Source organism: Embleya sp. NPDC008237 (assembly GCF_042956465.1).
Classification (GTDB): Bacteria; Actinomycetota; Actinomycetes; order Streptomycetales; family Streptomycetaceae; genus Embleya.
Genome location: NZ_JBIBGL010000010.1, coordinates 254,612 through 278,320 on the forward strand (window position 1 = coordinate 254,612; position 23,709 = coordinate 278,320).

The following is a 23,709-nucleotide window of genomic DNA, read 5'->3' on the forward strand; positions in this document are numbered from 1 at the left end:
GGGGCCCGTCACGCGTTCTGCAAACGGACGAGACAGCAAGACCTGTCGATGTGGGTAGATCAAGCCAGGAGGCACGATTCATGAGTGAGCGAGCTCTCCGCGGCACACGCCTTGGCGCCACCAGCTACGAGACCGATCGCGGTATCGATCTGGCGCCGCGTCGCACCGTGGAGTACGACTGCCCCAGGGGGCACCGCTTCGAGATGCCGTTCTCCGTCGAGGCGGAGATCCCCTCGACGTGGGAGTGCCGCAGCTGCGGTGCCGTCGCGCAGTTGGTGGACGGCACGCCGCCGGAGGAAAAGAAGAACAAGGCCACGCGCACACACTGGGACATGCTCATGGAGCGGCGTACCCGGGAAGAGCTGGAAGAGGTGCTCGCCGAGCGCCTCGCCGTACTGCGGTCGGGTGGGATCAACCTCCACCACGATCCGCGCAACAACCGCAAGAGCGCCTGAGCGAGCACCGCGCGAGCCCGCTCCGGGCACGTGCGGATCCCGTCGACAGGTGGCACCGACGCCCGGGGCGCCGACGATCTCACGATCGTGGCGCCCCGGGCGTCGTGCTGTGTCCGGTCGTGCCGTGGCGTCGTGTCCCGCCGGGCCGCTCGGGAACCGCCCTCAGGGCAGTTCGCGCGGCGGCTGCCGCGGCGGGTCGTCGTCGCGGTGCACGTCCTGCGGGTCGATCACCTCGCCGCGCACGATCTTGCCGTCCGGGCGGTGGATCCGCGCCTCCTGCACCACGCCGGAGAACCGCGGGCTGCTCGCCACCTTCGCGGCCACCACGGTGCCGATCAGTCGCCGGATCAGCGGCCGGGTGAACGGCAGCACGCAGAGCAGGCCCAGCACGTCGGTGATGAACCCGGGGATGATCAGCAGGATGCCGCCCAGGATCACCACGCCCGCGTCGGCGGCGGCCTTGGTCGCCTCCTTGCCCTGGGCCGCGAGCACGGTCGGGTCGCTCTGGCCCTCGCGCTGCGCCTGTTCGCCGAGCGCCCGCAGCCGGGTCAACACCCGGCGGCCCTCGTAGCGGATCACCAGCGAGCCCAGCGCGACGCCGGCCAGGATCAGCAGGAAGGTCCGACCCGCCCCGATGGCGCCGCCGACCCGGCTGATCACGTAGATCTCGGCCAGTGGCAGCGCGACGATCGGCAGGAGCATGGCCGCTCGGCGCAGCGGGGTACTCACGCGATCACGTCCTCGGCGGGGTGGAGCCGGTGGCGCCGGCGGATCCGGTGGTGCTCGTGGAACCGGTGGAGCCGGTGCCCGGGGCGCCCTCGCCCTCGGTGCTCCGGGCTGCGCCCGGGTCGCCGGGGCCGCTCGTACCGCCGGGGCGTCCGGGATGGGCGGCGGCGGTCTCGGGGGCGCTCTCGTTCGGGTACTTGCCGACCCGGCGGCCGACGCCCCATGCGGTGACCCGCCACAGCGCCTCGGCGACGATCGAGTTGCTCATCTTGCTGTTGCCGCGCTCGCGTTCGATGAAGGTGATCGGCACCTCCAGGACGCGGTAGCCCTTGCGGATCGCGCGCCAGGCCAGGTCCACCTGGAAGCAGTAGCCCTGCGAGGCGACCTCGTCCAGGCCGATGCCGAGCAGGGTGTCCTTGCGGAAGGCCCGGAACCCGCCGGTGACGTCGTGGATGTCGACGCCGAGCATCAGCCGCGAGTAGGTGCTGCCGCCCCGGGAAATGAGCTTGCGGTGTCCGGGCCAGTTGACCGCGCCACCGCCGGGGACCCAGCGCGAGCCCAGCACCAGGTCCGCGTCGCGCACCGCTTCGAGCAGGCGCGGCAGCTGCTCGGGCTGGTGCGAGCCGTCGGCGTCCATCTCCACCAGGATGTCGTAGCCGCGGTCGATGCCCCAGCGGAAGCCCGCGATGTAGGCGGCGCCCAGGCCCTCCTTGCCGGCCCGGTGCATGACCTGGATGTGCGGGTCGTGCTCGGCGAGCGTGTCGGCGATGTCGCCGGTGCCGTCGGGGCTGTTGTCGTCGGCGATCAGCACGTCGACGTCCGGCACGGCTGCGCGCAGGCGGGCGACGATCGGCTCGATGTTCTCCGATTCGTTGTAGGTGGGGATGATGACGAGCACCTTGCCGAGATCGGCGAAGCTGGTCTGCTCGCTGTCGGTCACATCATCTCCTTGATGGCGTTGGCGTCGGCGCGGGTGTCGACGCCGGCGTCGGCGGGGGTCGGCGGGATGCCGGGGGTGGTGATCCAGGGCTTGCGCCGACGGCGGAGGATGCCGTACGCGCAGGCGAGGAGACCGACGATAGCCAGGATCCACTCGGGAGCCGAACCGAGTCGCGTGGCGAGCGTGCGGTCGTCGCGCAGTGGAATGTCCATGACCAGGGTGTCGGCGGTGAATTCGCGGGTGCGTTCGACCACTTTTCCGTCCGGCATGACGATCGCGCTGATGCCGGAGGTGGCCGCGATCAGCACCGCGCGGCCGTGCTCGATCGCGCGCAGCCTGGACATCGCGAGTTGCTGCTCGGGTTGTCCGGTGCGCCCGTAGGTGGCGTTGTTGGTCTGCACGACCAACACTCGACCGCCGTGGGTGACCGCCTCGCGGGTGACGTTGTCGTAGGCGATCTCGAAGCAGATCACGTCGCCGATCCGGGCCGGGCCCAGCTGCATGACGCCGACGGTCTTGCCGGGGTAGAAGTCGCGCGGGACACGTTCGAGCCGGCTGATGAACTTGGTGAGCAGTTCGCGCATCGGGATGTATTCGCCGAACGGCACCGGGTGGCGCTTGGTGTAGGAGGCGCCGGGGCCGGTGACCGGGTCCCACACGATGCCCTGGTTCTGGATGTGCGTGGCGTCGGGGCCGGCGACCAGGACGCCGGTGAGCACGGGGACGCCGATGTCCTTGACCGCGCCGTCGATGAGCGCGTACGCGTCGCGTTCCTCGAACGGGTTCAGGTCGGAGGAGTTCTCCGGCCAGATCACCAGTTCGGGCTTCTCGACCTTGCCGGCCCGCACGTCGGCGGCCAGCTTGTGGGTCTGTCGCACGTGGTTGTCCAGGACCGCGCGGCGTTGGCCGAGGAAGTCCAGGCCGGTGCGCGGGACGTTGCCCTGGACGACCGCGATGGTCGCGGTGTCGGGGCCGGCGGCGTGGCCTCCGGTGGGTATCGGGACCGCGTAGGCGCTCGCGGGGACGGCGATCGCCAGGCCGATGGCGCCCAGAGCCAGCGGAACGGCGCTGCGCGGCGTACGGACGCCCTCCGGGGTCTCGGCGGCCGATGCGCCGTCCCGACCCGCGTAGAGCCCGTACAGCCGCAGCGCGGCCCACCCGAGCAGCGCGCCGGTGAGCGCGACGGCGAAGGTCACCCCGGGGGCGCCGGCGAGGGCGGCGATCGGGGTGAACGGTGTCGCGGTGTTGGCGAACGCCAGTCGGCCCCACGGGAAGCCGCCGAACGGGATGCGGTCGCGCACCAGTTCCTCGGCGACCCACAGGCACGCGGTCCACAGCGGCCACAACCGCAGCTTGCCGATCAGGGTGAGCGCGGCGGCCAGGGCGGCGATGTACAGCGCCTGCACCACCGACAGCACGATCCACGCGTCCGGTCCCACCACGCGCAGCCACTTGAGCAGCCACAGCATGAACGGCAGGCCGAACAGCAGGCCGTAGCCGAAGCCGGTGCGGGTGCGCTGCCCGTGCACCGCGATGCCGAGCGCGGTGACCGCGAGGATGCTCAGCGGCCAGATGTCGTAGGGCGGGAACGCGAGCGCGAGCGACAGGCCGGCGACCAGTGCGGTGACCGGGCGGGCGGGGCGCCGGTAGATGCTCACGGCGGTGGCGCGGGTGCGGCGCAGGCGCTGCTTGCGAGCGGGGGCCGGCGCCGTGGGCGAGACGCCCTCGGGCACTGTGGTGCTGTCGAGCTGCGGCACCGTGGGGCCCCCTCGCTGGGTCGTTGCGGATCGCTGCTGCCGCGCGCGGCACGGAGTTGCGCCGGTCGGGTGATGCAGTGACGTTACAACGTTCGAGGTGGGCGTTCGGTTTCGGCTCGTGCTCGGCGGTGGGCTGGTGACGGCGGGAGCTCGGTCGCCCTTCGGGCCGGCCCCGGACCGGCTGGCTGTCGGTCGCGGTGGTCGTTGTCTACTGGGCGACCGGGCTCTGCCGCGGTCTCACCTTCCGGCACGGGGTGTGCTCGCGTCCGGCGGGGCGGCTGCACGGGTGCCGCTCTGCCGTTCGTGGCCGCGTGGGGCGGCCTCCCGGCGCGTGTCATGCCGGTTCCGGACCTGGCGCCCGGTGGCTGTGCCACCTGTGGCCCGGAGGCGTGCGCGTGCTCGGGGAGGGTGTTCTCCTGCCGGTCGTCCTGCGGTGGACCGGGTCGAACGTACTGGGCGATGCAGGCGCGGTGTCAACATCGCACTGACCTGCACGTATACGGTATCGGTGCAGGTCAGCGGCCGGGTGGTGCGGCAGTGGTGTGGGTGGTGTACGCCCGCCGGGTGGCGCAATCGTTCCCCTAATGGGTCTCGACGAGGCTTCCGTACCCCTTCGTCGGATCGCTCGCGGGGCGATCGGGCCCGGGTCGGGGCGGCGGCGATGTCGGCGTGTCGCGCGCGTTGCGGGCTTCCATGGTGTTGTACACGGCTCGGGGCCCACCGCGCGAACGTGGACCTGGTGCGCGTTCACCCACACGGCGGTCGGGTCGGTGCCGGCGGTCGGTTCAGGCCACTACCGCCGCCGCCGAGAATCCCGTGTAGGCGCCGGGCCGGCTGCGTTCGGTCTCGCCCACGGCGGTCGCCAATCGGCGGATCGCCTCGGTCAGCGTCGCCGGATCGTGCGCGTAGGGCAGTCGCACGTGGTGCTCGAAGGTGCCGTCGGTGCCGAAGTGGGTGCCCGCCGCGATGCGTACGCCGTGCCGGGCCGCGGCCTCGGCCAGGGTCAGGCTGGAGGTGCCGTCGGTGCGCACCCACAACGACAGGCCGCCGACCGGCATCGCGAACGTCCAGTCGGGCAGCCGGTCGGCGAGGGCTTCGGCGAGCGCGCCCCGGGCGGCGCGCAGCGCCGGCAGGCGGCTCTCCAGGATCGCGTCCTCGTGGTCGGTGATCAGATGGTGGGTGACGAGTTGGTCCAGCACGGGCGCGCCGACGTCGAAGGACGCGCGGGTGGCGGCGATTCGGCGGACCAGGTCCGGAGTGGCCCGGATCCAGCCGATCCGCAGGCCGCCCCAGAAGGTCTTCGAGGTGGATCCGATGGTGACCACGTTGTTCGTCCGGTCGAAGCCGGCCATCGGCAGCGGCCGGTCCGCCGGGGCGACGTCCAGGGCCAGGTCGAAGCACGTCTCGTCGACGATCAGCGTGGTCCCGGTGTTGCGGGCCAGGTCCACCAGGGTGCGGCGGATGCCGGCGTCCGCGAGGTGGCCGGTCGGGTTCTGGTAGTCCGGGATCAGGTAGGCCAGCCGGGGTGCGGCCGTGCGCAGCGTGTCGCGCCAGGTCTCCACGTCCCAGCCGGTGTCCGTCATCGGCACCGGCACGAGTCGGTTCCCGGCCTGCCGGATGGCGTCCAGCACGTTGGCGTAGGTGGGCGATTCCACCGCGACCCGGTCGCCGGGGCCGGCCAGGGTGCGCAGCACCAGGGTGACCGCGGCCAGTGCGCCGGGGGTGACCAGGATCTGGTCGGGTGTGGTGGGCACGCCGCGGCGGGTGTAGCGCTGGGCCAGCGTGTCGCGCAGGACCGGCAGGCCGCCGGGCAGGTAGCCGTGGCCGGTGGTGTAGGTGGGCAGCGAGTCGGTGGCGTCGGCGACCGCCTGGTGCAGCGCGCGGCCGGGGCCGGGCAGGGCCGCGACGCCGAGGTCGATCACGCCGGTGGTGGTGCTCGGGCTCAGCCCTCGGGTGGGGATCTCGGTGTGCGTGCCGGGCAGGGTGGTCCAGCTGCCGGAGCCGCGCCGGCTGGTCAGGTAGCCGTCGGTGCGCAGGAGTTCGTAGGCGGCGGCGACCGTGGTGCGGCTGATCCCCAGCCGGTCGGCGAGGCCGCGTTCGGCGGGCAGGCGCGCGGTCAGCGGGATCCGACCGTCCAGGAGCAGGGCACGGATGCGATCGGCGAGCGTGCGATATGCCGGGCCGGTGCGCGCCGCGGACTGGGTCGTGGTGGTCCAGGGGTGCAGGAGGTCGGCGAGGCGGGTGCTGCTGACGGTCAGGTGAGGCGCGCTCATCAGTCCACTCCTGTCGAATTGGCTATGGATTCGTGGTCCGGTGTCGGTGATTGTTTCACCGTTGGCTCTTTATTGGCAGTCAGGTGACGAACGAGGTGCACGGTGGCTTGGTCGTGGGTCCGGCGATTGATCCAGTTGTATGCGGGACTCACGCTGTACGGGTTCAGCATGGCGTTGATGATCCGGGCCGGGTTGGGCCTGGATCCGTGGGACGTGTTCCATCAGGGGCTCGCGGAGCGCACCGGGTGGAGCTTCGGCGTGGTGACGATCGTGGTGGGCGCCGCGGTGCTGCTGCTGTGGTGGCCGATGCGCCAGCGCCCGGGCCTGGGCACGGTGAGCAACGTGTTCGTGATCGGCATCGCCGTGGACGCCTCGCTGCGGTGGTTGCCCGCGCCGGACGCATTGGTCTGGCAATTGGCCTTCCTGGTCTCCGGGGTGGTGCTGAACGCGGTGGCCGGCGGCGCGTACATCGGTGCGCGCCTGGGCCCGGGGCCGCGGGACGGCCTGATGACCGGGTTGGTGCGGATCACCGGGCGTTCGGTGCGGCTGATCCGTACCGGCATCGAGGTGACCGTACTGCTGGTGGGCTTCGTCCTGGGCGGGTCGCTCGGGTTGGGCACCGTGGTGTACGCGCTGGCCATCGGGCCGCTCGTGCAGGTGTTCCTGCCGCTGTTGACCGTTCCCGAGCCGCGCCGGGTGCGGCCGGACGCGGCCGGGGAGCCGGGGCCGGGTGCCCCGGTGGCCACGGCCGCACCCGTCGCCCCGGTCGCGGAGCAACCCGGGACGGCGGCTCCGGCGCCGGCCGGTTAGGGCGGCGCCGGACGCCGGCGAGTACCGACCGCCGGCTCGGTCAGGCCTGGTCGAGGGCGCCCTCGACCGCGTACACCGTGGCGCCCCGCACCGCGGTGCGCAGGCAGCGCGGCAGCGGCAGGTCGGGGGCCAGGTCGGGCAGCCCGGGGGTGCCCGAGCGCGGGTCGGTGGACCAGCCGGAGAGCCGGCTGTCCGGGGCCTGGACGACCAGCTCGGTGGTGTCCCACACCGCGTAGGTGGCCGGTGCGCCGGGCACCAGCACGCCGGCGTCGTCGCGACCGACCGCGCGGTGGCCGCCGCGGGTGTGCGCGGCGAACGCGGCGCGCACGCTGATGCGTTGCTCCGGCGTGCGGTGGAAGGCGGCCGCCCGCACGGTGCCCCACGGGTCGAGCGGGGTGACCGGCGCGTCCGAACCGAACGCGAGCGGTACGCCGGCGGCGCTGAGCGCGGCCAACGGGTTCATCAGCGCGGCGCGTTCGGCGCCCAGGCGGCGGGCGTACATGCCGTCCGGACCGCCCCACGCGGCGTCGAAGGCGGGTTGCACCGAGGCGGTCAGACCCAGTTCGGCGAATGCCGCGACGGCCTCGGCGTCGAGCAGTTCGGCATGTTCGACCCGGTGCCGCAGCGCCCGGAAGGCCGCGCCGTGCGGGCCCTGGATCAGCGCGCGGGCGGCGGCGGTGATGCTGCCGATCGCGGCGTCGCCGATGGCGTGGAAGCCGGCCTGGATGCCGGCCCGGGTGCACGCGGCGAGGTGGGCGGCGACCTGCTCGGCCGCGAGGTGGGTCAGGCCGGTACCGGCGGCGGAGTCGTCGGAGTAGGGCGCGTGCAGGCACGCGGTGTGCGAGCCGAGCGAGCCGTCGATGAACAGGTCGCCGCCGAGTCCGTGCGCGCCCAGATCGCCGCGCAGCGCTCGGGCCTGCTCGGGGTCGTCGGCGAGCGCGCCCCAGTAGCCGACCACGTCCGGACCCGCCTCGTCCCGGGCCAGCGCCAGCAGGGCCCGGAAGTCGGCCTCGCCGGCGATCTCCGGCCCGCCGCACTCGTGCACCGTGCCGATGCCCAGCGCCGCCGCCCGGGCCCGGGCGACCCGCTGCGCGGCGATCCGGTCGGCCGCGGTCAACGCGGCGTTGGCGGCGGCCCGCGCCGCGTGGTGCACGCTGCCGGCCAGGGGCGCGTCGCCGTGCTCGCCCGGGACCAGGGCGAGCAACGCGGGCGAGCACGCGGCGGAGTGCACGTCGGTGCGGGAGAGGTAGACGGTGGCGCCGCCGGTGGCCCGGTCCAACTCGGCGGGGGTGGGCGGGCGTCCCTCGGGCCAGGTGGTGTCGTCCCAGCCGTGGCCGAGCAGCACGTGACCCACTCCGTACAGGCCGCGTCGTTTGGCGTGGTCCTCCAGCGCGGAGAGCGCGTACGCCAGCGACGGCGCGCCGGTCAGGTCGAGCCCGGTCAGGGCGAGGCCGGTCGCGGTGGCGTGCACGTGCGCGTCCACGAACGCGGGCGTCACCAGCGCGCCCGCGAGGTCGAGCACCGCGTCGACGGCGTCGACGTGGGCCGCGGCGGCCCCCTCCGCGCCGATCCAGGCGATGGTGTCGTTCTCGACGACCATGGCGGTCGCGAAGGGATCGGCCGGACTGTGCACGGCGCCGTTGCGCAGGAGGAGCGTGGTCATGACCACCAGTGTGGCCCGCCCGGGCCGAACCCCCGGCCGGAGGTCACCCCTTCGGGGGTGTGACACGCGCCGCGTCCAGCCCGGGGCCGGTCTGCGATCCCGCGTCGCGGTGCTCGGCATGGGATCGAGGACAGGGCCCGGGGGACGCGGCGCGGGGCAGCTCTGTACCACCGACGTCGCCCGGTGCGGCGACGGCGTGATGTGGGCCCGGGCTCAGAACCGGGGCGCGCGCGCCTCGTACGGGGTGGACAGCACCACCGTCGTACGGGTGGACACGCCCGCCTGGAGCCGGATGCGGGCCAGCAGGGTTTCCAGGTCCCCCGGGGTTCGGACGCGGACCTTGAGGATGTAGCTCTCGTCCCCGGCCACGCTGTGACACGCCTCCAGTTCCTCGAGGTTCGCCAGCCGCTCCGGGGCGTCGTCGGGCGCACTGGGGTCGATGGGTTTGACCGAGATGAACGCGGTCAGCGGCAGGCCGATGGCCTCGGTGTCGACCACGGCGGCGTAGCCGCGGATGATGCCGCGTTGTTCGAGTCGGCGCACGCGCTGGTGTGCGGCCGAGGTGGACAGGCCGGTGGCCTTGCCCAGGTCGGTGTAGCTCATCCGCCCGTCTTGCAGGAGCAGTTTGACGATCTGTCGGTCGAGGTCCTCCACACGACGAACCTAGGGCATCGGGGCGGGGTGTGGCGTCCGGGCCGCGTCGGAGGCCGTCGTTACAGTGCCCCCATGGCCGCCCAGGACCGTGCCCCAGCGCTCGATCAGCTCGACCGTGCCCTGCTCCGGGTGACCGCGCGGGCCGACACCTCCGCCGCACGGGCCCGGCAACTGCGGTGGGTGGTGGGTGAGTTGCGCCGTGCGATGGTGCAGGAGGGGTTCCCGGTCGAGGCCCGCGCCTCGCTCGCCGCGCTGTTGTCGGCCGACCCGATGCGGTGCTATCTGGACCTCGCGCAGAGCGGTCGGCTGCGCACCCGTGCGGTGGCGGGAGCCGGCATCTCCACGACGGCGAGCATGCGGGTGCGGATGGACTGCCTGGAGATCCTGGCCCGGGCGGGGTCGGTGCCGGCCGTGCTTCCGGAGCGACCGGCGATTCCCGAACTCAAGCCGCCGGTGGGCGCCCGGCAACGATCGTTGTTGCTGGACTGGCTGGCCGCACATGCCGACCGCAGCGGCGCGGATCCGGGCCGGATCCGGCTGTTCGCGCTGATCGGGGTGGTGCTGGACACCGGCGCGCGGGTGGGCGAGTTGTGCGCGCTGCGGCTGAGCGACCTGGCGCCGGACGAGCGCACGGTGCGGATCGTGCGGCGCCCACAGGCGCGCACGGTCAACCCGGCCGTCGTCGAAGTACTGCCGCTGTCCGGTCCCACCCGGGCCGCGCTGGGCCGCTGGTTGGACGTACGCGAGGAACTGGTGCGCCACGTGCAGGGACCGGTGGCCGCCGTGTGGGTGTCGGTCCGGGGCAACCACTCCGGGGTGCCGGATCGGGACGGCAACTCCCGGCGCCGGCCCGCCGGGATGCCACTGATGCCGCGCGGACTCGCCCGCGCGTACACGCGCACGGTGGTCGGGTTGAACGTGGACATGGCCGGGCGACCGGGCTGGGAACCGGTTCCGTACCGACTGGAGCAGCTGCGCCGGGCGGTGGAGGCCGCACCACAGGAGTAGAACGCCGGAGAAAGCCGGGAGGATTGGGGACGATTCCCGCATCGTGCCGATTGGCCCCGGACGGGTACTGCAACGTTCCGGTCGGGCGCACTATCGTCGGCGGAGCGCGCCGTCACCACGGCGCTGTGGCGACAGGGGGAGCCCCATGAGTATCGCCGTAGACGCGCCCGCAGGCACTCGACCGCGCGTGCTCGTCGAGGACTTCGACGACGCGTTCGAACTCGACCTGGATGCGGAGCCGGCCGGCGGCGCCGGTGTACGACGGGCGTGCCCGCAGTGCGGCGTGGTGCTGGTCGCGGCCGACGCCGACGACGGGTCGGTGGTGCCGGACCACGCGGTGTGCCCCAGTGCACAGGACCCGTTCGGGATTCGCGCCTGCCCGGGATCGGGCACGGCGTTCGGGGACCCGGTCGATCGAGCCGCCGACCCGACTCCACCTGCGCCGGCGCCCGCGCGGCCTCCGGTCACGGTGCTGCCTGCGGGCCTGGACTGGCGGGCCCAGCCCTTCTCGCACACCGCGTGAGCCGCCGAACCCTCCCACCCCGCACGCCACTTCACCCACCCGGACTGCCGGCAGGCCGATCTGCCGCCGGCGCCGCTCGGGTAGCGGGGAGTGCCGGGTCGACGGGGAGCGGGTCCGCGCCCGGGCGCGCGGCTCACTCGGGCTCGCGCACCGCCGCGTGCCGGTCGGATCCGTCCCGCGTGGCCCCGCCCCGCACGGCCCCGTTCTCGTAGGCGCCCATCGTCCGCACGAACATCGCCCGCTGTTCCGGCGACAGCGGGTCGAAGGCTCGGCGCCAGGCGTCGGCGCCGTTGGCCAGCCAGTTCTCGATCGCCGTCCGGGTCTGCGGGTCCTCGGTGATCGCCACGATCGACCGACGCCGGTCGGCGGGATCGGTGTGCCGTTCCAGGACGCCCTGCCGACCCAGGTCGCCGACCATCAGGCTGACCGTGGTCGGTGCCACCTCCAGCCGCGCGGCCAGTTGATTGACCGACATCGGGCCGTCGAAGAGCAGGTAGGCCAGCAACGACAGGTGCCGCGGGGCCAGGTTCATCGAGCGCAACCGCTCGGGGATCCGGGTGCGCTTGAGCCGGGCGGCCACCCTCGGCATCAGTAGCAACATCGCCCGGATCGCCTCGTCCGTACTCAGGCCGTCCTCGGCGTCGGCCATCGAGGCGCGCTCCGTCGTCATACCCGCCGCCTCCTCGTGCTCGACCCGTTCGGCTTCGAGTGTGAAGCGCGAATCCCCGAATCCATGAATCCCCGAATCCCGCCACCGTACCCGACCCCGTCACGCGCCCCCGAAAGGCGCAAACGCCGTGCCCACGGCCGCTCCCCCACCGACCGGCCGCTCCCGACACCGCGCCGGCGCGCACCGCGCCGCTCCTGCCCGGCGGTCGCCGCACCGTCGCGTCGGCCGCCGACTCGCCCGAGGCGGCCGTTTCGGCCGCCGCGAACCACCGACCCGCGCTCACCCGTGCAGCAGCAGGTCCCGGGCGATGACCATGCGCTGGATCTGATTGGTGCCCTCGACGATCTGCAGGCACTTGGCCTCGCGCAGGTAGCGCTCCGCCGGGAAGTCGGTGGTGTAGCCGTAGCCGCCGAGGATCTGCACCGCGTCGATGGTCACCCGCATCGCGGCGTCCGTGCAGAACAGCTTGGCCATCGCCGCCTGGCGGCCGAACGGCAGTCCCGCGTCCCGCAGTCGGGCCGCGGACAGGTAGAGCGCGCGACCCGCCTCGATCGCGGTGGCCATGTCCGCGAGCATGAAGCGGATGCCCTGCTTGTCGGCGATCGGACCGCCGAACTGCGAGCGGTTCTTGGCGTAGTCGCTCGCCAGGTCCAGCGCGGCCTGGGCCACGCCGGTGGCGCACGCGGCGATGCCCAGCCGGCCGCAGTCGAGCGCGGCGAGCGCGATCGGGAAGCCCTGGCCCTCGGCGCCGATCCGGCGCTCCGCCGGGACCCGGGCGCCGTCCAGGTGGATCTGCGCGGTGGGCGAGGAGCGCATGCCCATCTTGTGTTCGGGCACGGCGGCCGACAGGCCCGGTGTCCCGGCGTCGACCAGGAACGCGCTGATCCCGCGCGAACCCTCGGGCGAGGTGCGCGCCAGCACGGTGTAGAAGTCGGCCACGCCGCCGTGCGTGATCCACGCCTTGGTCCCGGTGAGCACGTACTCGTCGGCGGCGGCCACCGCCTTGGTGCTCAGTGCCGCCGCGTCCGAGCCCGAGTGCGGCTCGGACAGGCAGTACGCGCCGAGCAGGTCGCCGGACAACATGGTGGGCAGGTGCGCGGCCCGCTGCTCCGGCGTGCCGAACGTGGCGAGCGGGTGGCACGCCAGCGTGTGTACCGACACCCCGAGGCCGACCGCCAGCCACCCGGCGGCCAGTTCCTCGAGCACTTGCAGGTAGACCTCGTACGGCTGCTCGCCGCCGCCGAATTCCTCGGCGTACGGCAGCGACAACAGTCCGGCGGCGCCGAGGGTCCCGAACACCTCCCGCGGGAAGCGCCCGGCGGCCTCGTCGGCGGCGGCCCGGGGCACGATCTCGCGAGCGGTGATCTCCCGGGTGAGGTCGAGCAGGGCACGGGCCTCGTCGGTGGGCAGCGTGCGCGTGACGGGCATGAGGGACGTCCTTCCGTGCGGTCCGGAGGTGGCCGGATCCGGCGGAGACCGGCGGCGGACCGGGTGGGGTTCGCCCCCCGGTCGTTGCGCACGATCGTACGGCGACCCGCCCGTGCCCGCCCGGCACGACGCGGCCTCGACGACCCGCGACGAGCCCTCACCCGCGTGGCGGCGGCCGGCCCGCACCGGTCCGCGAACGCCGGGCCGATCACGGCGCATCCGGAGTTCGTGGCCGGCGGGGTCCGGGCCGACCGGCTCGAACGGGCTACAGCACGACCAACCCGTGCGGACGCAGGTTCATCGGGTCGCCGCCGTCCTCCCCGCAGACCACGATGTCCTCGATCCGCGCGCCGTGCGTGCCGGGGATGTAGATGCCCGGCTCGATGGAGAACGCCATGCCCGGCTCCAGGGGCAGGCTGTTGCCCGCGACGATGTACGGCTCCTCGTGGCTCTCCAGGCCGATGCCGTGGCCGGTGCGGTGGATGAAGTACTCGCCGTAGCCCGCCTCGGTGATGATGTCGCGGCCGACCGCGTCCAGTGCCTCGCAGGTCAACCCCGGTCGCACCGCGGCGAGTTGGGCGGCCTGGGCGCGCTCCAGCACGTCGTAGTAGCGGCGGAACTCGGCGGGCGGCTCGCCGATGCCGTAGGTGCGGGTCTCGTCCGAGCAGTAGCCGTCGGCGGTGGTGCCGCCGATGTCGACCACGACCACGTCACCGGTCTCGATCACCCGGTCGGACAGGTCGTGGTGCGGGCTCGCGGCGTTCGGGCCGGAGCCGACGATCACGAAGTCCACTCGCACGTGGCCCTCGGCGATGATCGCGTCGGCGATGTCCGCGCCCACCTCGCGCTCGGTACGACCGGCCCGGAGCCACTCGCCCACCCGCGCGTGCACCCGGTCGATCGCGGCGCCGGCCCGGCGCAGCGCGGCCACCTCGGCGGCGGACTTGCGCATCCGCAACTCGCGCAACACGTCGCCGGCGAGCGACTGTTCGGCGGCGGGCAGGGCGGCGCGGAAGGCGAGCACCTTCTCCGCCCACATGTGGTTGTCCAGGCCGATCCGGGCCACGCCGGCGGGCAGCCGGTCGGCGATCAGCGCGTACGGATCGTCGGTCTCGGCCCAGCCGGCCACGTCGATGCCGAGCGCTCCCGCGGGTGACGCGAGGGCGGCGGGCTTCTCCAGGCCGGGTACGACCAGGAAGGGCTCCGCGCCGACGGGCACCACCAGGCATGTCAGGCGCTCCAGCGGAAGCGCCTCGTAGCCGGTGAGATAGCGCAGGTCGGCGCCGGGCGAGATGAGCAGGGCGTCCAGTCCCGCGTCGGCGGCTGCCTTCTGGGCGCGGCCGAGGCGGTCTGTGGGGTACAGGGCTGCGTCGTGGGTCACGCGCCCAACATATGACACGTCACACGGCTCCGGGCAGTCCCGGAACCGGATCAGCAGGCCGCGGGGCGGGTCGCCTCGATCGCCGTGTGCACCGCGTCCCACAGGTCGGCGCGGGCGCGCAGCGAGACGGTGACGGTGCCGGCGCTCTCCCGCCACGCCCGGGCCGGGTCCGCGGTGGCGGAGCACAGCTGGGCGAGCAGACGCAGCGCCATCGGGCCGTGGTCGTCGCCGTCCACCTCGATGTGCCGGGCGAGGTACTCGCCGAACACCGCGAGCCGGCCCTCGTGCCGGGAGTCGAGCGTGGTGAGGTGGTCGAACATGCGCGGGATGAGTTCCTCGCGGCCGAGTGCGAAGGACGCGGCGATGCAGTGCAGCGGGGCGTGTTCGACGACCTGCCAGGTGCGCGCCACGAACGCGGCGGCGCCGGCGGGTGCGCCGCACGCGACAACGGCCTCGGGCACCGGGACCTGGTCGACGAGCAGGCCGAGGAAGCGACGGGCCGGGCGGGTGTCGGCGCCGGCGGCGTCCATCGCGGCGAGGTAGAGCTCGAAGTGGCTGAGCGGGCCCAGCGAGGTGGTGTCGCTCTCCTCGCCGAGCACGATCTCGTTGACCATGCGCCGGATCTCCGCGTCGCCGCGCGGCACCCATGGGATCTCCACGCAGGTCAGCCGCCGTTGCAGGCTTTTGAGCAGGGACATGAAGTCCCAGACGGCGAACACGTGGTGCTCCATGAACACCCGGATCGCGGTGATGTCGGTGAGGTCCCGGTAGACGGTGTGGCGGAGCACGCGTTGCCGCACGGGTGCGGTCTCGCCGAGCAGCCGCGCGATGTGATCGGTGGCACGGTCCGTGGCGTGCGCGCGCGGGAGGGTGGTGCCGATGGGGCTGGTGAGTGCGGTGGTGTCCATGGTTCCTCGCGTGGGGTCGGCAGTTGCGGCTACCGATGGTAGAGAGAGCGCTACGCGGTGAAACATTTGTCGCGGATTTCCGGGCGCGGGTAGGACGCGCGTGCCATGATGCACGTTTGCGCGAAACGGCCGGGCACGGCACGGGTCGCCCGTCGTCGCGCCCGGGGCGGGGCAGGGATCGGCCGCCCGCACCGCCCGTGGCGGCCGGCTCGACGGTCGGGGTTGCCCGGGGGCCGGCCGCCCGGTGCCGGTCCTCGATCCCGGCGGGCCCTCGCGGCCCGGATCGGCTTACCCGGTCAGGAGTCCTGGGTCAGCTTCGCGGCTTCCTCCGGGGACAGGCCCCAGGATTCGAGGAGGGTGGCGTCGACCCGCGTCGAGGCGTCCCCGACCGTGGACGGGGTGTCGGACAGTCGCGGGGCCGGGGCGGGCTGAAGGGTGCCGTCGGGGCGGATGAAGGTCTCCCGGGCCCGGTTGTGCGGGTGCTCGGCGGCCTCGTCCCAGGTCAGTACCGGCGTCACGCACGCGTCCAGCGGCTCGAAGACCGCCGTCCACTCGTCCCGGGTGCGCCCGGCGATCACCGCGGCGAACCGCTCGCGCAGGACCGGCCAGCCGGCCCGGTCCATCTGTGCCGGCAACTCCTCCTCGGCGAGCCCGAGTCCGGCCAACAGCAGGGCGTAGAACTGCGGTTCGATCGCACCCACGGCAACGTGGCGTCCGTCGGCGGTGGTGTACACGTCGTAGAACGGCGCGCCGGTGTCGAGCAGGTTGCCGCCGGGCTCGTCCGCCCAGCCGCCGAGCCCGCGCATGCCGTGGATGAACGCGCTGAGCAGCGCCGAGCCGTCGGTCATCGCCGCGTCGACCACCTGGCCGCGCCCGGACGTGCGGGCGGCCAGGAGCGCGGCGAGGATCCCGAACGCGCAGAACATCGCGCCGCCGCCGTAGTCCCCCACCAGGTTCAGCGGCGGCACCGGACGCTCACCGGTGCGCGCGAAGGAGTGCAACACCCCGGAGATGGAGATGTAGTTGATGTCGTGCCCGGCCCGCGGCGCGAGCGGCCCGTGTTGCCCCCAGCCGGTCATCCGGGCGTAGACGAGGGCGGGGTTGCGCTCCAGGCAGACGTCCGGTCCCAGTCCGAGCCGCTCGGCCACGCCCGGGCGAAACCCTTCGACGAGCACGTCGGCGCCGGCGATCAACCGCAGTACCGAGTTCCGCGCGGCCGGGTCCTTGAGGTCGACCTCCAGGGTGCCCAACCGCCCGCGCCCGACCACCATCGAGGGCATCGACGCGCCGCCGGGGCGATCCACCCGGAGCACACCGGCGCCGGCGTCGGCCAGCATCATCCCGACGAACGGTCCGGGCCCGATCCCGGCCAGTTCGACCACCTTGACGCCATCCAGCGCACCCATGCCCACTCCCCACGCCACGCCACGATCGAATACCTGGCACAGTCAAGCAGACCTGTCGCCGGCGCGCCGCTCCCCTGCACGAACCGGGTGAGCCGCGAATCGGACCGGCCGCGAACCGAACGGCCCATCTCCGGGCGGGTGGGAAGTGCGGGCGGGACGTGCGGGCCGGAAGTGCGGGCGGTCTCAGCCGCCTTGCATGCGCACGATCTGGAGCGCGATCATCAGATTCAGCCGTAGGTGCGGATCCTGGGTGAACGGCCCCAACAGCCGCTCCAGCTTGGTGATCCGATAGCGCAGCGTGTTGTAGTGCACATACAGCCGGCGTGCGGTCTCGGCGACGTTGAGGTTCGTGTCCAGCAGTGCCTGCAGCGTGTTGCGCAGGTCCGCCGCCTCCGGATCGCGCGGGTGGGCCAACGAACGCAGCGCCTCGCGTGCGAAGCGGTCCAGCTCGCCCGGATCCGGAATCAGGCTCAGCAGCCGAAAGACGCCCAGTTGATCGAAGTCCGCCACCGCGCCCGGCCCGTGGATGCGCCGACCCGCCGCCACCGCGCGTCGGGCCTGTTCGTACGCGGTCGGCAGTGCGTCCAGGGACTCCGCCGGTCTGCTGATGCCGGTGCTGAACGAGCGGATCACGGTGCCGCAGTCGGCGTGCACCACGGCGGCGAGTTCGGCCACCAGCCGCGCGGACTGCCCGTCGTCCGGCGCGCCGAGCAGGGCGACCACCTCGCGCGGATATGCCGCGACGGCCGCTTCCGGTGCCCGGGCGGCGACCGCCGTGGACCAGGCGAGGGCCAGCGCCTCCTGCCCGGCCCGCACCGCCCGCGCGTCCCCGCTCGCCGCGGGTGGATCGGCCTCGGCGACCACGACCAGCAGCGGGCCGCTCGGCAGCACCGTCCACCCGGTGAGGTCGGTGCTGCGTCCGGTCAGCAGGTCGCGCATCAGGTCGCTGCGGTACTTGGCGTCCGATGCGGCCCGGGCCAGCCGGCCCGTGAGTCCGACCGCGGTCTCCACGATCGGCCGCCCGGCCGGGCGCGGGACCTTCGCCGGGGTGGGGGCCAGGGCGCCCGCCGCGGGGTGCGGATCCTCGCCCGCGTCCCACGCCGTCGACGCGCCCGCCACCCGGGCCCTCGGCAACGACGCCGGGTCGGGCGCGCTCGCGCCGCCGCCGACCGCCTTGCGGCGCCGGGGCGGCAGCCGACGTGGGGCCGCGCCGGCCACCACCGCACGCGCGGTACCGGTCCCGCCACCACTGTTGTCACCGGGACGAAGTGGTGGTTCGCCCCCCGTTGTCGTTCCGCCCGTGTCCCCGTGGTTGCCCATATACCGACCGTAGCGTCACGAACACGCGCACGTCAGCACTGCGGAGAGCGTGCGGGCAGTGCACACCCGGAGTGCGCGGGGCGCACGATCCCGGTGCGACGCCCTTCTCGGTGGGATCGCATTCCGTCCGGAGATTTCCCGGCGTGGCGTGCTTGACCGTTGTGTCCGGATCGCCATAGCTTGCGGTCCAGCGGCAGTGCCGAATCACTCCCCGGCCCCGCATCGAGACGAAGCCTCCGGTCGTTCCCCCGCGACCGGGGGCTTCCTCGCGTCACGCCGGTCGGATCGCCGTCCGCCCTTTGGCGTTTCGGGCTCCGACACACCACCGCCCGCCCCCGCGAGCGGCACCTCACCACCCCAAATGCCGTTCGCCCCTCGGATTGCCGGGCCCCGCTCGGTACGATGCGCGGGGACGAACGCGTGGCGGCGCGGACACCATCCGTGACCGCCTCGTACGAGCCGGCGTGACGGGCAGCGGAACGGGAGAGGCTCTAAGGGGCGTCGCCGATCGGGCGGAATGGACGCACCGGGATTCATCGGCAGCGGGCCGACATCCTCTCGAAGTCCCCTCGGGGACACGGGCACGCGGAGAGGACCGGCCGGGGGAAGGGGGGTCCACCGTGGGACAGACCGAACGTGGCGCACGCACCGGAAGTCCGGCCGAACTGGCCTGGTTGCGCGGCATGGACGCCTACGTCGCCGGCGAATACGGCCAGGCGGAGGTGCAGTTCCGGGCCGCGGTCGAGGCCGACCCGGGCATGGCCGACGCATGGCTGGGGCTGCATGCGCTCAAGGTGGAGGTGGCCACCGCCGTGGTGGCCATGCACACCCACCGAGAACGCTTCGGCGAGCAGCGCGCGAAATACGGCCGGCCGCTCAACTCCTGGTACTGGCTGGGCTGGTGGGTGCAACTGGTCCTGGAGACCCCGCGCGACCTGGCGCTGGCCCACGCATCGCACTGGTTGGACGGGCGCCACCTGCCCGAATTGGACGCGGCGCTCGCCCTGTGCCCACCCGCCGAACAGGACGCGGCCACCCGGTTCCTGCTCGCCTGCCGGGCCTATTTGGGCAAGGACTGGCAACAACTGCTCCGGCACACCGCGGGGTTGGACGACGACGCACTGCTGGGCGTGGAGGCGGGCCTGTTCGCCGGCATGGCCCGGGTCCGCCTGGGCTTGTACGCCAAGGCCGAACAGGTGCTCGCCACCGCCCTGGTGCGCTGCCGCTCGGAGCACCCGCAACGCAAGGAGTTGCGCTACTGGCTCGCCCGCGCATACGAGGAGACCGGCCGCACCCCGGCCGCGCTGCCGCTGTATCGGGCCGTGCACCAGGCGGACCCCTCGTTCATGGACACCGCCGCGCGGCTGTCCTCGCTGGCGGCCGGCGAACCGCTGGACGAGTACGGCGGGATGACCGCTCGCCTGGCCGGGCCCGTGGTCGGCCGAGGCCCGCTCCCGGACGTGCTGCCGCCGATACCCGCGACCGCTCCCCCGCCGGCCGGCCCCCCGCCCGCCGCCGAGATCGAGCGCGAGCCGGACCCGATCCCGGACGGCGACGACCTCGACCCGCGGCCCGACGCGGACGTGCGGGCGGCCGGCCGATCCGCGCCGATGCGCCCGGCCGCCGCCCCCGAGGAACTCGCGCTGGTGCTGGCCGAATTGCAGTCGATGGTCGGCCTGGAACCGGTCAAGCGTCAGGTGCGCGCGTTGTCCGCGCAGATGCGGATGGCCCGGCTGCGCGAGGCCCAGGGCCTGCCCGCGCAGGCCCCCAAGCGGCATTTCGTCTTCTCCGGCCCCTCCGGTACCGGCAAGACCACCGTCGCCCGGCTGCTCGGCCGGGTCTTCGCCGCGCTGGGCCTGTTGGAGAGCGACCGCCTGGTCGAGGCGCAGCGCTCCGACCTGGTCGGCGAGTACCTGGGCCAGACCGCGGTCAAGACCAGCGAGTTGATCGACTCGGCGCTGGGCGGCGTTCTTTTCGTGGACGAGGCGTACGGCCTGACCAACGTGGGCTATTCCAAGGGCGACGCGTACGGCGACGAGGCGCTCCAGGTGCTGCTCAAGCGGGCCGAGGACGACCGGGACCGGCTGGTGATCATCCTGGCCGGCTATCCGGAGGGCATGGACCGGCTGCTCACCTCGAATCCGGGCCTGATGTCGCGATTCACCACCCGGGTCGAGTTCCCGTCCTACGGCGCCGAGGACCTGGCCCGGATCGCCGAGGTGATGGCGGCCGGCGGCGGCGACACGTGGGACGAGGACGCGGCGGCCGAGTTGCGCAGCATCACCGGCCACGTGCGCGAGCAGGGCTGGATCGACGAACTGGGCAACGCCCGCTTCGTCCGCACCCTGTACGAGAAGTGCTGCATGTATCGCGACGTGCGCCTGGTCGAGCTGCCGGACGGTCCGGACCTGGCCGAGCTGACCACGCTGCGCCTGTCCGACCTGTTCCAGGCGTACGGGGATCTGGCGGACGGCCGGGGATAGCCCGGCGCGGCACGGGTAGGGCTATCCGATCATCGCTTTCTTGCCGATGGCCGGGCGCGGCAGGCACCCGCCGGGTCGCCGGTCGAGCAGGACGGAAGGGTCTCCCGTGGCCAAGCAGAGCGTCGCCGAGCAGTTCGTGGACATCCTCGCCCAGGCGGGGGTGCGCCGGTTGTACGGCGTGGTGGGCGACAGCCTCAACCCGATCGTGGACGCCGTGCGGCGCAATGCCGCGATCGATTGGGTGCACGTGCGGCACGAGGAGGTGGCCGCGTTCGCCGCGGGCGCGGAGGCGCAGCTGACCGGTCGGCTGGCCGCGTGTGCGGGCAGTTGCGGCCCGGGCAACCTGCACCTGATCAACGGCCTGTTCGACGCGCACCGCTCGCACGCCCCGGTGCTGGCGCTCGCGTCGCACATCCCCAGCGGCGAGATCGGCACCGGGTTCTTCCAGGAGACGCACCCCGAACGACTGTTCGTCGAGTGCAGCCATTACAGCGAGATGATCGGCACGCCCGAGCAGATGCCCCGGGTGCTCCAGTCGGCGATCCAGCACGCGGTGGGCCTGGGCGGAGTCTCGGTGGTCACCCTTCCGGGCGATGTCGCGGACCGGCCCGCGCCGGAGCGGGCCTACCAGTTGGCGCTGCCCACGGCGCTGCCGGCGGTGCGCCCGGGCGACACGGACCTGGCCACGCTGGCCCGGATGGTCGACGAGGCCGCGCGGGTCACCCTGTTCTGCGGCGCGGGCACGGCCGGCGCGCACGAGGAGGTGATGGCGTTCGCCGCCCGGATCAACGCGCCGGTGGGCCACGCGCTGCGCGGCAAGGAGCACATCCAGTACGACAACCCGTTCGACGTGGGCATGTCCGGGCTGCTGGGCTACGGCGCCGCGTACGAGGCGATGCACGAGGCGGACCTGCTGATCCTGTTGGGCACCGACTTCCCGTACAACGCGTTCCTGCCGCAGGACGTGGCCACCGTACAGGTGGACGTGCGCCCGGAGCATCTGGGCCGGCGGACCACGCTCGACCTGGCGGTGTGGGGCGATGTGCGCGAGACGCTGCGGGCGCTGACCCCGATGGTGCGGGCCAAGACCGACCGCCGGTTCCTGGACCGTATGCTCCGCAAGCACGCGGACGCCCTCGAAGGCGTGGTGAAGGCGTACACCCGCAAGGTGGAGAAGCACGTGCCCATCCACCCGGAGTACGTCGCCTCGATCCTGGACGAGGAGGCCGCCGAGGACGCGATCTTCACCGTCGACACCGGCATGTGCAACGTGTGGGCGGCGCGCTATCTGACCCCGAACGGGCGACGCCGGGTGATCGGTTCGTTCTCGCACGGCTCGATGGCCAACGCGCTGCCGCAGGCGATCGGCGCACAGTTCCTGGACCTGGACCGGCAGGTCGTGTCGATGTCCGGCGACGGCGGCTTCTCGATGCTGATGGGTGATCTGCTGACCCTGGTGCAGTCCGACCTGCCGGTGAAGATCGTGCTGTTCGACAACTCGTCGCTGGGCATGGTCGAGCTGGAGATGATGGTCGCCGGACTCGAACCGTTCGGGACGACGAACAAGAACCCGGACTTCGCCGCGATCGCGCGGGCGGCGGGTGCGTTCGGGGTGCGGGTGGAAAAGCCGAAGCAGGTCCGCGGTGCGCTGCGGGACGCGTTCGCACACAAGGGCCCGGCACTGGTCGACATCGTCACCGACCCCAACGCGCTGTCCATCCCGCCGAAGATCACCGCCGGACAGATCCAGGGCTTCGCCCTGAGCGCGGGGCGAACCGTCCTCAGCGGCGGCGTCGGCCGCATGGTCCAGATGGCCCGGTCGAACCTGCGCAACGTACCGAGGCCCTGAGCCCGCGGCCGCAGCCGGGCTCGGCACTAGCGCGCGTCGGGGGCGGCGCCGTACTTCTCCGCCAGCGAGCGCAGTTCGCGTGCGGCGGTGATCGCCTCGGCCTTGCCGTTGGAGGTCTGGATGCCCATCACCGGCAGGGTGTCCCCGTTGGACATGTCGATGTAGACCCACGGGTCGCCCTGGCGCAGGTAGACCCGGACGATCTGGGCCCACTCCAGATGGGTGGTGCGCAGCAGGTTGACCACGGTCACCCCGCCGGACGCCGCGACCACCTTCGGTCGGCCGAGCATGATCATCGCGGCGAGACCGAGCACCCCGGTGCACGCGACGCCGAGCCGCGAGCCGAGCCCCCAGCCGCCCTTCTCCGGAAGCATCACCGCCAGCACGCAGAGCCCGACCAGGATGACCGCGCCGAGCACGGCGGTGATGAGCCGACTGCGCTTGGCGTACCAGGTGCGCGGGAGGTCGGCGGCAGGGGTGGGGGCGTTCATGGTGGAACGGGTCTCCGGGGGGAAAGAGGGTGATCGGTCCGCCGTCGCACGCGGCGGCGGACCGGTCGGGTGTCAGAGGCGGCAGGCGTGGATGCCGGTGACCAGGATCGCGCGGGCGCCGATCTCCCACAGGTCGTCCATGATCTGCTGGGCGTTCTTGCGCGGGACCATCGCGCGCACCGCCACCCAGCCCTCGTTGTGCAGCGGGCTGACCGTGGGCGACTCCAGGCCCGGGGTCAGCGTGACCGCCGCCTCCACCCGCTCGACCCGGATGTCGTAGTCCATCATCACGTAGCTGCGCGCGACCAGGACGCCCTGGAGCCGGCGGACCAGTTGTTCCAGCGCGGGCGAGGTCTCCGCGCCGGCGCGGCGGATCAGCACCGCCTCCGAGCGCAGGATCGGCTCGCCGAACACCTCCAGGCCCGCCTGCGCGAGCGTGGTGCCGGTCTCCACGACGTCGGCGATCACGTCGGCGACACCCAGCTGGATCGCGGTCTCCACCGCGCCGTCCAGCTTGACCAGCGCGGCGGCCTCGATGCCGTTGTCGGCGAAGTCGCGCTCGACGATGCCGATGTAGGAGGACGCCACCCGCAGTCCGGCCAGGCCCTTCTTGCCCTGCCCGGCCAGCTCGCGCGCCAGCGTGGCGGGCGCGGCGTAGCGGAACGTGGCCGGGGCCAGCCCCAGTTGCAGGATCTCCTCGGCCTCGGCACCCGAGTCCATCAGCAGGTCGCGCCCGGTGATGCCGGCGTCGAGCCGGCCGGAGCCGACGTAGATGGCGATGTCGCGCGGGCGCAGGAAGAAGAACTCGACGTTGTTGTCGGGGTCGGTGAGGACCAGTTCCTTGGAGTGCTTGCGCTGGCGGTAGCCGGCCTCATGCAGCATCGCCGACGCAGGCTCGGAGAGGGAACCCTTGTTGGGGACGGCGATGCGCAGCATGAAATGACCCTTCGGGAAGTGCCGAACG

The 23,709-nt window shown here is 73.1% G+C and carries 20 protein-coding genes; 6 read left to right on the top strand and 14 right to left on the bottom strand.

What is annotated here, in order from left to right:
• Nucleotides 1-80: 80 nt before the first annotated feature.
• The gene (locus ACFZBU_RS26310; RefSeq protein ID WP_391586117.1) at nt 81-455 is read left to right on the top strand and encodes an RNA polymerase-binding protein RbpA; all 375 of its coding nucleotides are present in this window, start codon (nt 81-83) and stop codon (nt 453-455) included.
• Nucleotides 456-617: 162 nt separating this feature from the next.
• Here ACFZBU_RS26310 and ACFZBU_RS26315 read toward each other — a convergent pair whose 3' ends face one another.
• The 4 genes from ACFZBU_RS26315 to ACFZBU_RS26330 all read right to left on the bottom strand — a co-directional run bounded on the left by ACFZBU_RS26315 (nt 618) and on the right by ACFZBU_RS26330 (nt 6,151).
• Nucleotides 618-1,184 (bottom strand): FxsA family protein, encoded by a 567-nt coding sequence (locus tag ACFZBU_RS26315; protein ID WP_391586118.1) that lies wholly within the window; start codon nt 1,182-1,184, stop codon nt 618-620.
• A 4-nt stretch (nt 1,185-1,188) separates the two neighbouring features.
• Nucleotides 1,189-2,121 carry a polyprenol monophosphomannose synthase gene (locus tag ACFZBU_RS26320; RefSeq protein ID WP_391586119.1) on the bottom strand — a complete coding sequence of 311 codons (933 nt, stop codon included), beginning with the start codon at nt 2,119-2,121 and terminating at the stop codon, nt 1,189-1,191.
• On the bottom strand, nt 2,118-3,878 hold the full coding sequence (gene lnt, locus ACFZBU_RS26325) for an apolipoprotein N-acyltransferase (protein WP_391586120.1): 1,761 nt from the start codon (nt 3,876-3,878) through the stop codon (nt 2,118-2,120). The genes ACFZBU_RS26320 and lnt overlap by 4 nt, the downstream gene beginning before the upstream one ends.
• 785 nt (nt 3,879-4,663) lie before the next feature.
• Nucleotides 4,664-6,151 carry a PLP-dependent aminotransferase family protein gene (locus ACFZBU_RS26330; RefSeq protein WP_391586121.1) on the bottom strand — a complete coding sequence of 496 codons (1,488 nt, stop codon included), beginning with the start codon at nt 6,149-6,151 and terminating at the stop codon, nt 4,664-4,666.
• Between the two features lie 168 nt (nt 6,152-6,319).
• Here ACFZBU_RS26330 and ACFZBU_RS26335 point away from each other — a divergent pair, with 168 nt between their 5' ends.
• A complete protein-coding gene (locus ACFZBU_RS26335; protein WP_391586246.1) occupies nt 6,320-6,961 on the top strand; it encodes a YitT family protein in 642 nt (213 codons plus the stop codon).
• Between the two features lie 40 nt (nt 6,962-7,001).
• Here the strand turns inward: ACFZBU_RS26335 and ACFZBU_RS26340 are convergent, their stop codons facing one another.
• Both ACFZBU_RS26340 and ACFZBU_RS26345 read right to left on the bottom strand, forming a co-directional pair.
• On the bottom strand, nt 7,002-8,624 hold the full coding sequence (locus ACFZBU_RS26340; RefSeq protein WP_391586122.1) for an amidohydrolase: 1,623 nt from the start codon (nt 8,622-8,624) through the stop codon (nt 7,002-7,004).
• Between the two features lie 213 nt (nt 8,625-8,837).
• Complete coding sequence (locus ACFZBU_RS26345; protein WP_391586123.1) at nt 8,838-9,278, bottom strand: Lrp/AsnC family transcriptional regulator; 441 nt, start codon at nt 9,276-9,278, stop codon at nt 8,838-8,840.
• A gap of 72 nt (nt 9,279-9,350) precedes the next feature.
• Here ACFZBU_RS26345 and ACFZBU_RS26350 point away from each other — a divergent pair, with 72 nt between their 5' ends.
• A complete protein-coding gene (locus ACFZBU_RS26350) occupies nt 9,351-10,286 on the top strand; it encodes a tyrosine-type recombinase/integrase (protein WP_391586124.1) in 936 nt (311 codons plus the stop codon).
• Nucleotides 10,287-10,431: 145 nt separating this feature from the next.
• Nucleotides 10,432-10,809 carry a hypothetical protein gene (locus tag ACFZBU_RS26355; RefSeq protein ID WP_391586125.1) on the top strand — a complete coding sequence of 126 codons (378 nt, stop codon included), beginning with the start codon at nt 10,432-10,434 and terminating at the stop codon, nt 10,807-10,809.
• A 133-nt stretch (nt 10,810-10,942) separates the two neighbouring features.
• On the opposite strand, the gene ACFZBU_RS26360 is transcribed toward ACFZBU_RS26355, so the two are convergent.
• The 6 genes from ACFZBU_RS26360 to ACFZBU_RS26385 form a co-directional block, all read right to left on the bottom strand.
• Nucleotides 10,943-11,479 (bottom strand): MarR family winged helix-turn-helix transcriptional regulator, encoded by a 537-nt coding sequence (locus tag ACFZBU_RS26360; RefSeq protein WP_391586126.1) that lies wholly within the window; start codon nt 11,477-11,479, stop codon nt 10,943-10,945.
• 279 nt (nt 11,480-11,758) lie between these two features.
• Nucleotides 11,759-12,907, bottom strand: a complete 1,149-nt coding sequence (locus ACFZBU_RS26365; RefSeq protein ID WP_391586127.1) for an acyl-CoA dehydrogenase family protein — start codon at nt 12,905-12,907, stop codon at nt 11,759-11,761.
• A 265-nt stretch (nt 12,908-13,172) separates the two neighbouring features.
• On the bottom strand, nt 13,173-14,288 hold the full coding sequence (locus ACFZBU_RS26370) for a M24 family metallopeptidase (protein ID WP_391586128.1): 1,116 nt from the start codon (nt 14,286-14,288) through the stop codon (nt 13,173-13,175).
• A gap of 50 nt (nt 14,289-14,338) precedes the next feature.
• The gene (locus ACFZBU_RS26375) at nt 14,339-15,196 is read right to left on the bottom strand and encodes a DUF3050 domain-containing protein (RefSeq protein ID WP_391586129.1); all 858 of its coding nucleotides are present in this window, start codon (nt 15,194-15,196) and stop codon (nt 14,339-14,341) included.
• Between the two features lie 296 nt (nt 15,197-15,492).
• Nucleotides 15,493-16,602, bottom strand: a complete 1,110-nt coding sequence (locus ACFZBU_RS26380) for a CaiB/BaiF CoA transferase family protein (RefSeq protein ID WP_391586130.1) — start codon at nt 16,600-16,602, stop codon at nt 15,493-15,495.
• Nucleotides 16,603-16,785: 183 nt separating this feature from the next.
• Entirely contained in the window at nt 16,786-17,922 is a 1,137-nt protein-coding gene (locus ACFZBU_RS26385; RefSeq protein WP_391586131.1) for a PucR family transcriptional regulator, read from the bottom strand.
• A gap of 683 nt (nt 17,923-18,605) precedes the next feature.
• Between ACFZBU_RS26385 and ACFZBU_RS26390 the strand changes: the two genes are divergently transcribed.
• A complete protein-coding gene (locus ACFZBU_RS26390) occupies nt 18,606-20,405 on the top strand; it encodes an AAA family ATPase (RefSeq protein WP_391586247.1) in 1,800 nt (599 codons plus the stop codon).
• 106 nt (nt 20,406-20,511) lie between these two features.
• Nucleotides 20,512-22,254, top strand: coding sequence for a pyruvate dehydrogenase (locus ACFZBU_RS26395; RefSeq protein ID WP_391586132.1), 1,743 nt, complete (start codon nt 20,512-20,514; stop codon nt 22,252-22,254).
• 26 nt (nt 22,255-22,280) lie between these two features.
• On the opposite strand, the gene ACFZBU_RS26400 is transcribed toward ACFZBU_RS26395, so the two are convergent.
• Both ACFZBU_RS26400 and hisG read right to left on the bottom strand, forming a co-directional pair.
• A complete protein-coding gene (locus ACFZBU_RS26400; RefSeq protein WP_391586133.1) occupies nt 22,281-22,745 on the bottom strand; it encodes a PH domain-containing protein in 465 nt (154 codons plus the stop codon).
• Between the two features lie 72 nt (nt 22,746-22,817).
• Nucleotides 22,818-23,681 (bottom strand): ATP phosphoribosyltransferase, encoded by an 864-nt coding sequence (gene hisG, locus ACFZBU_RS26405; RefSeq protein ID WP_391586134.1) that lies wholly within the window; start codon nt 23,679-23,681, stop codon nt 22,818-22,820.
• Nucleotides 23,682-23,709 lie beyond the last annotated feature (28 nt).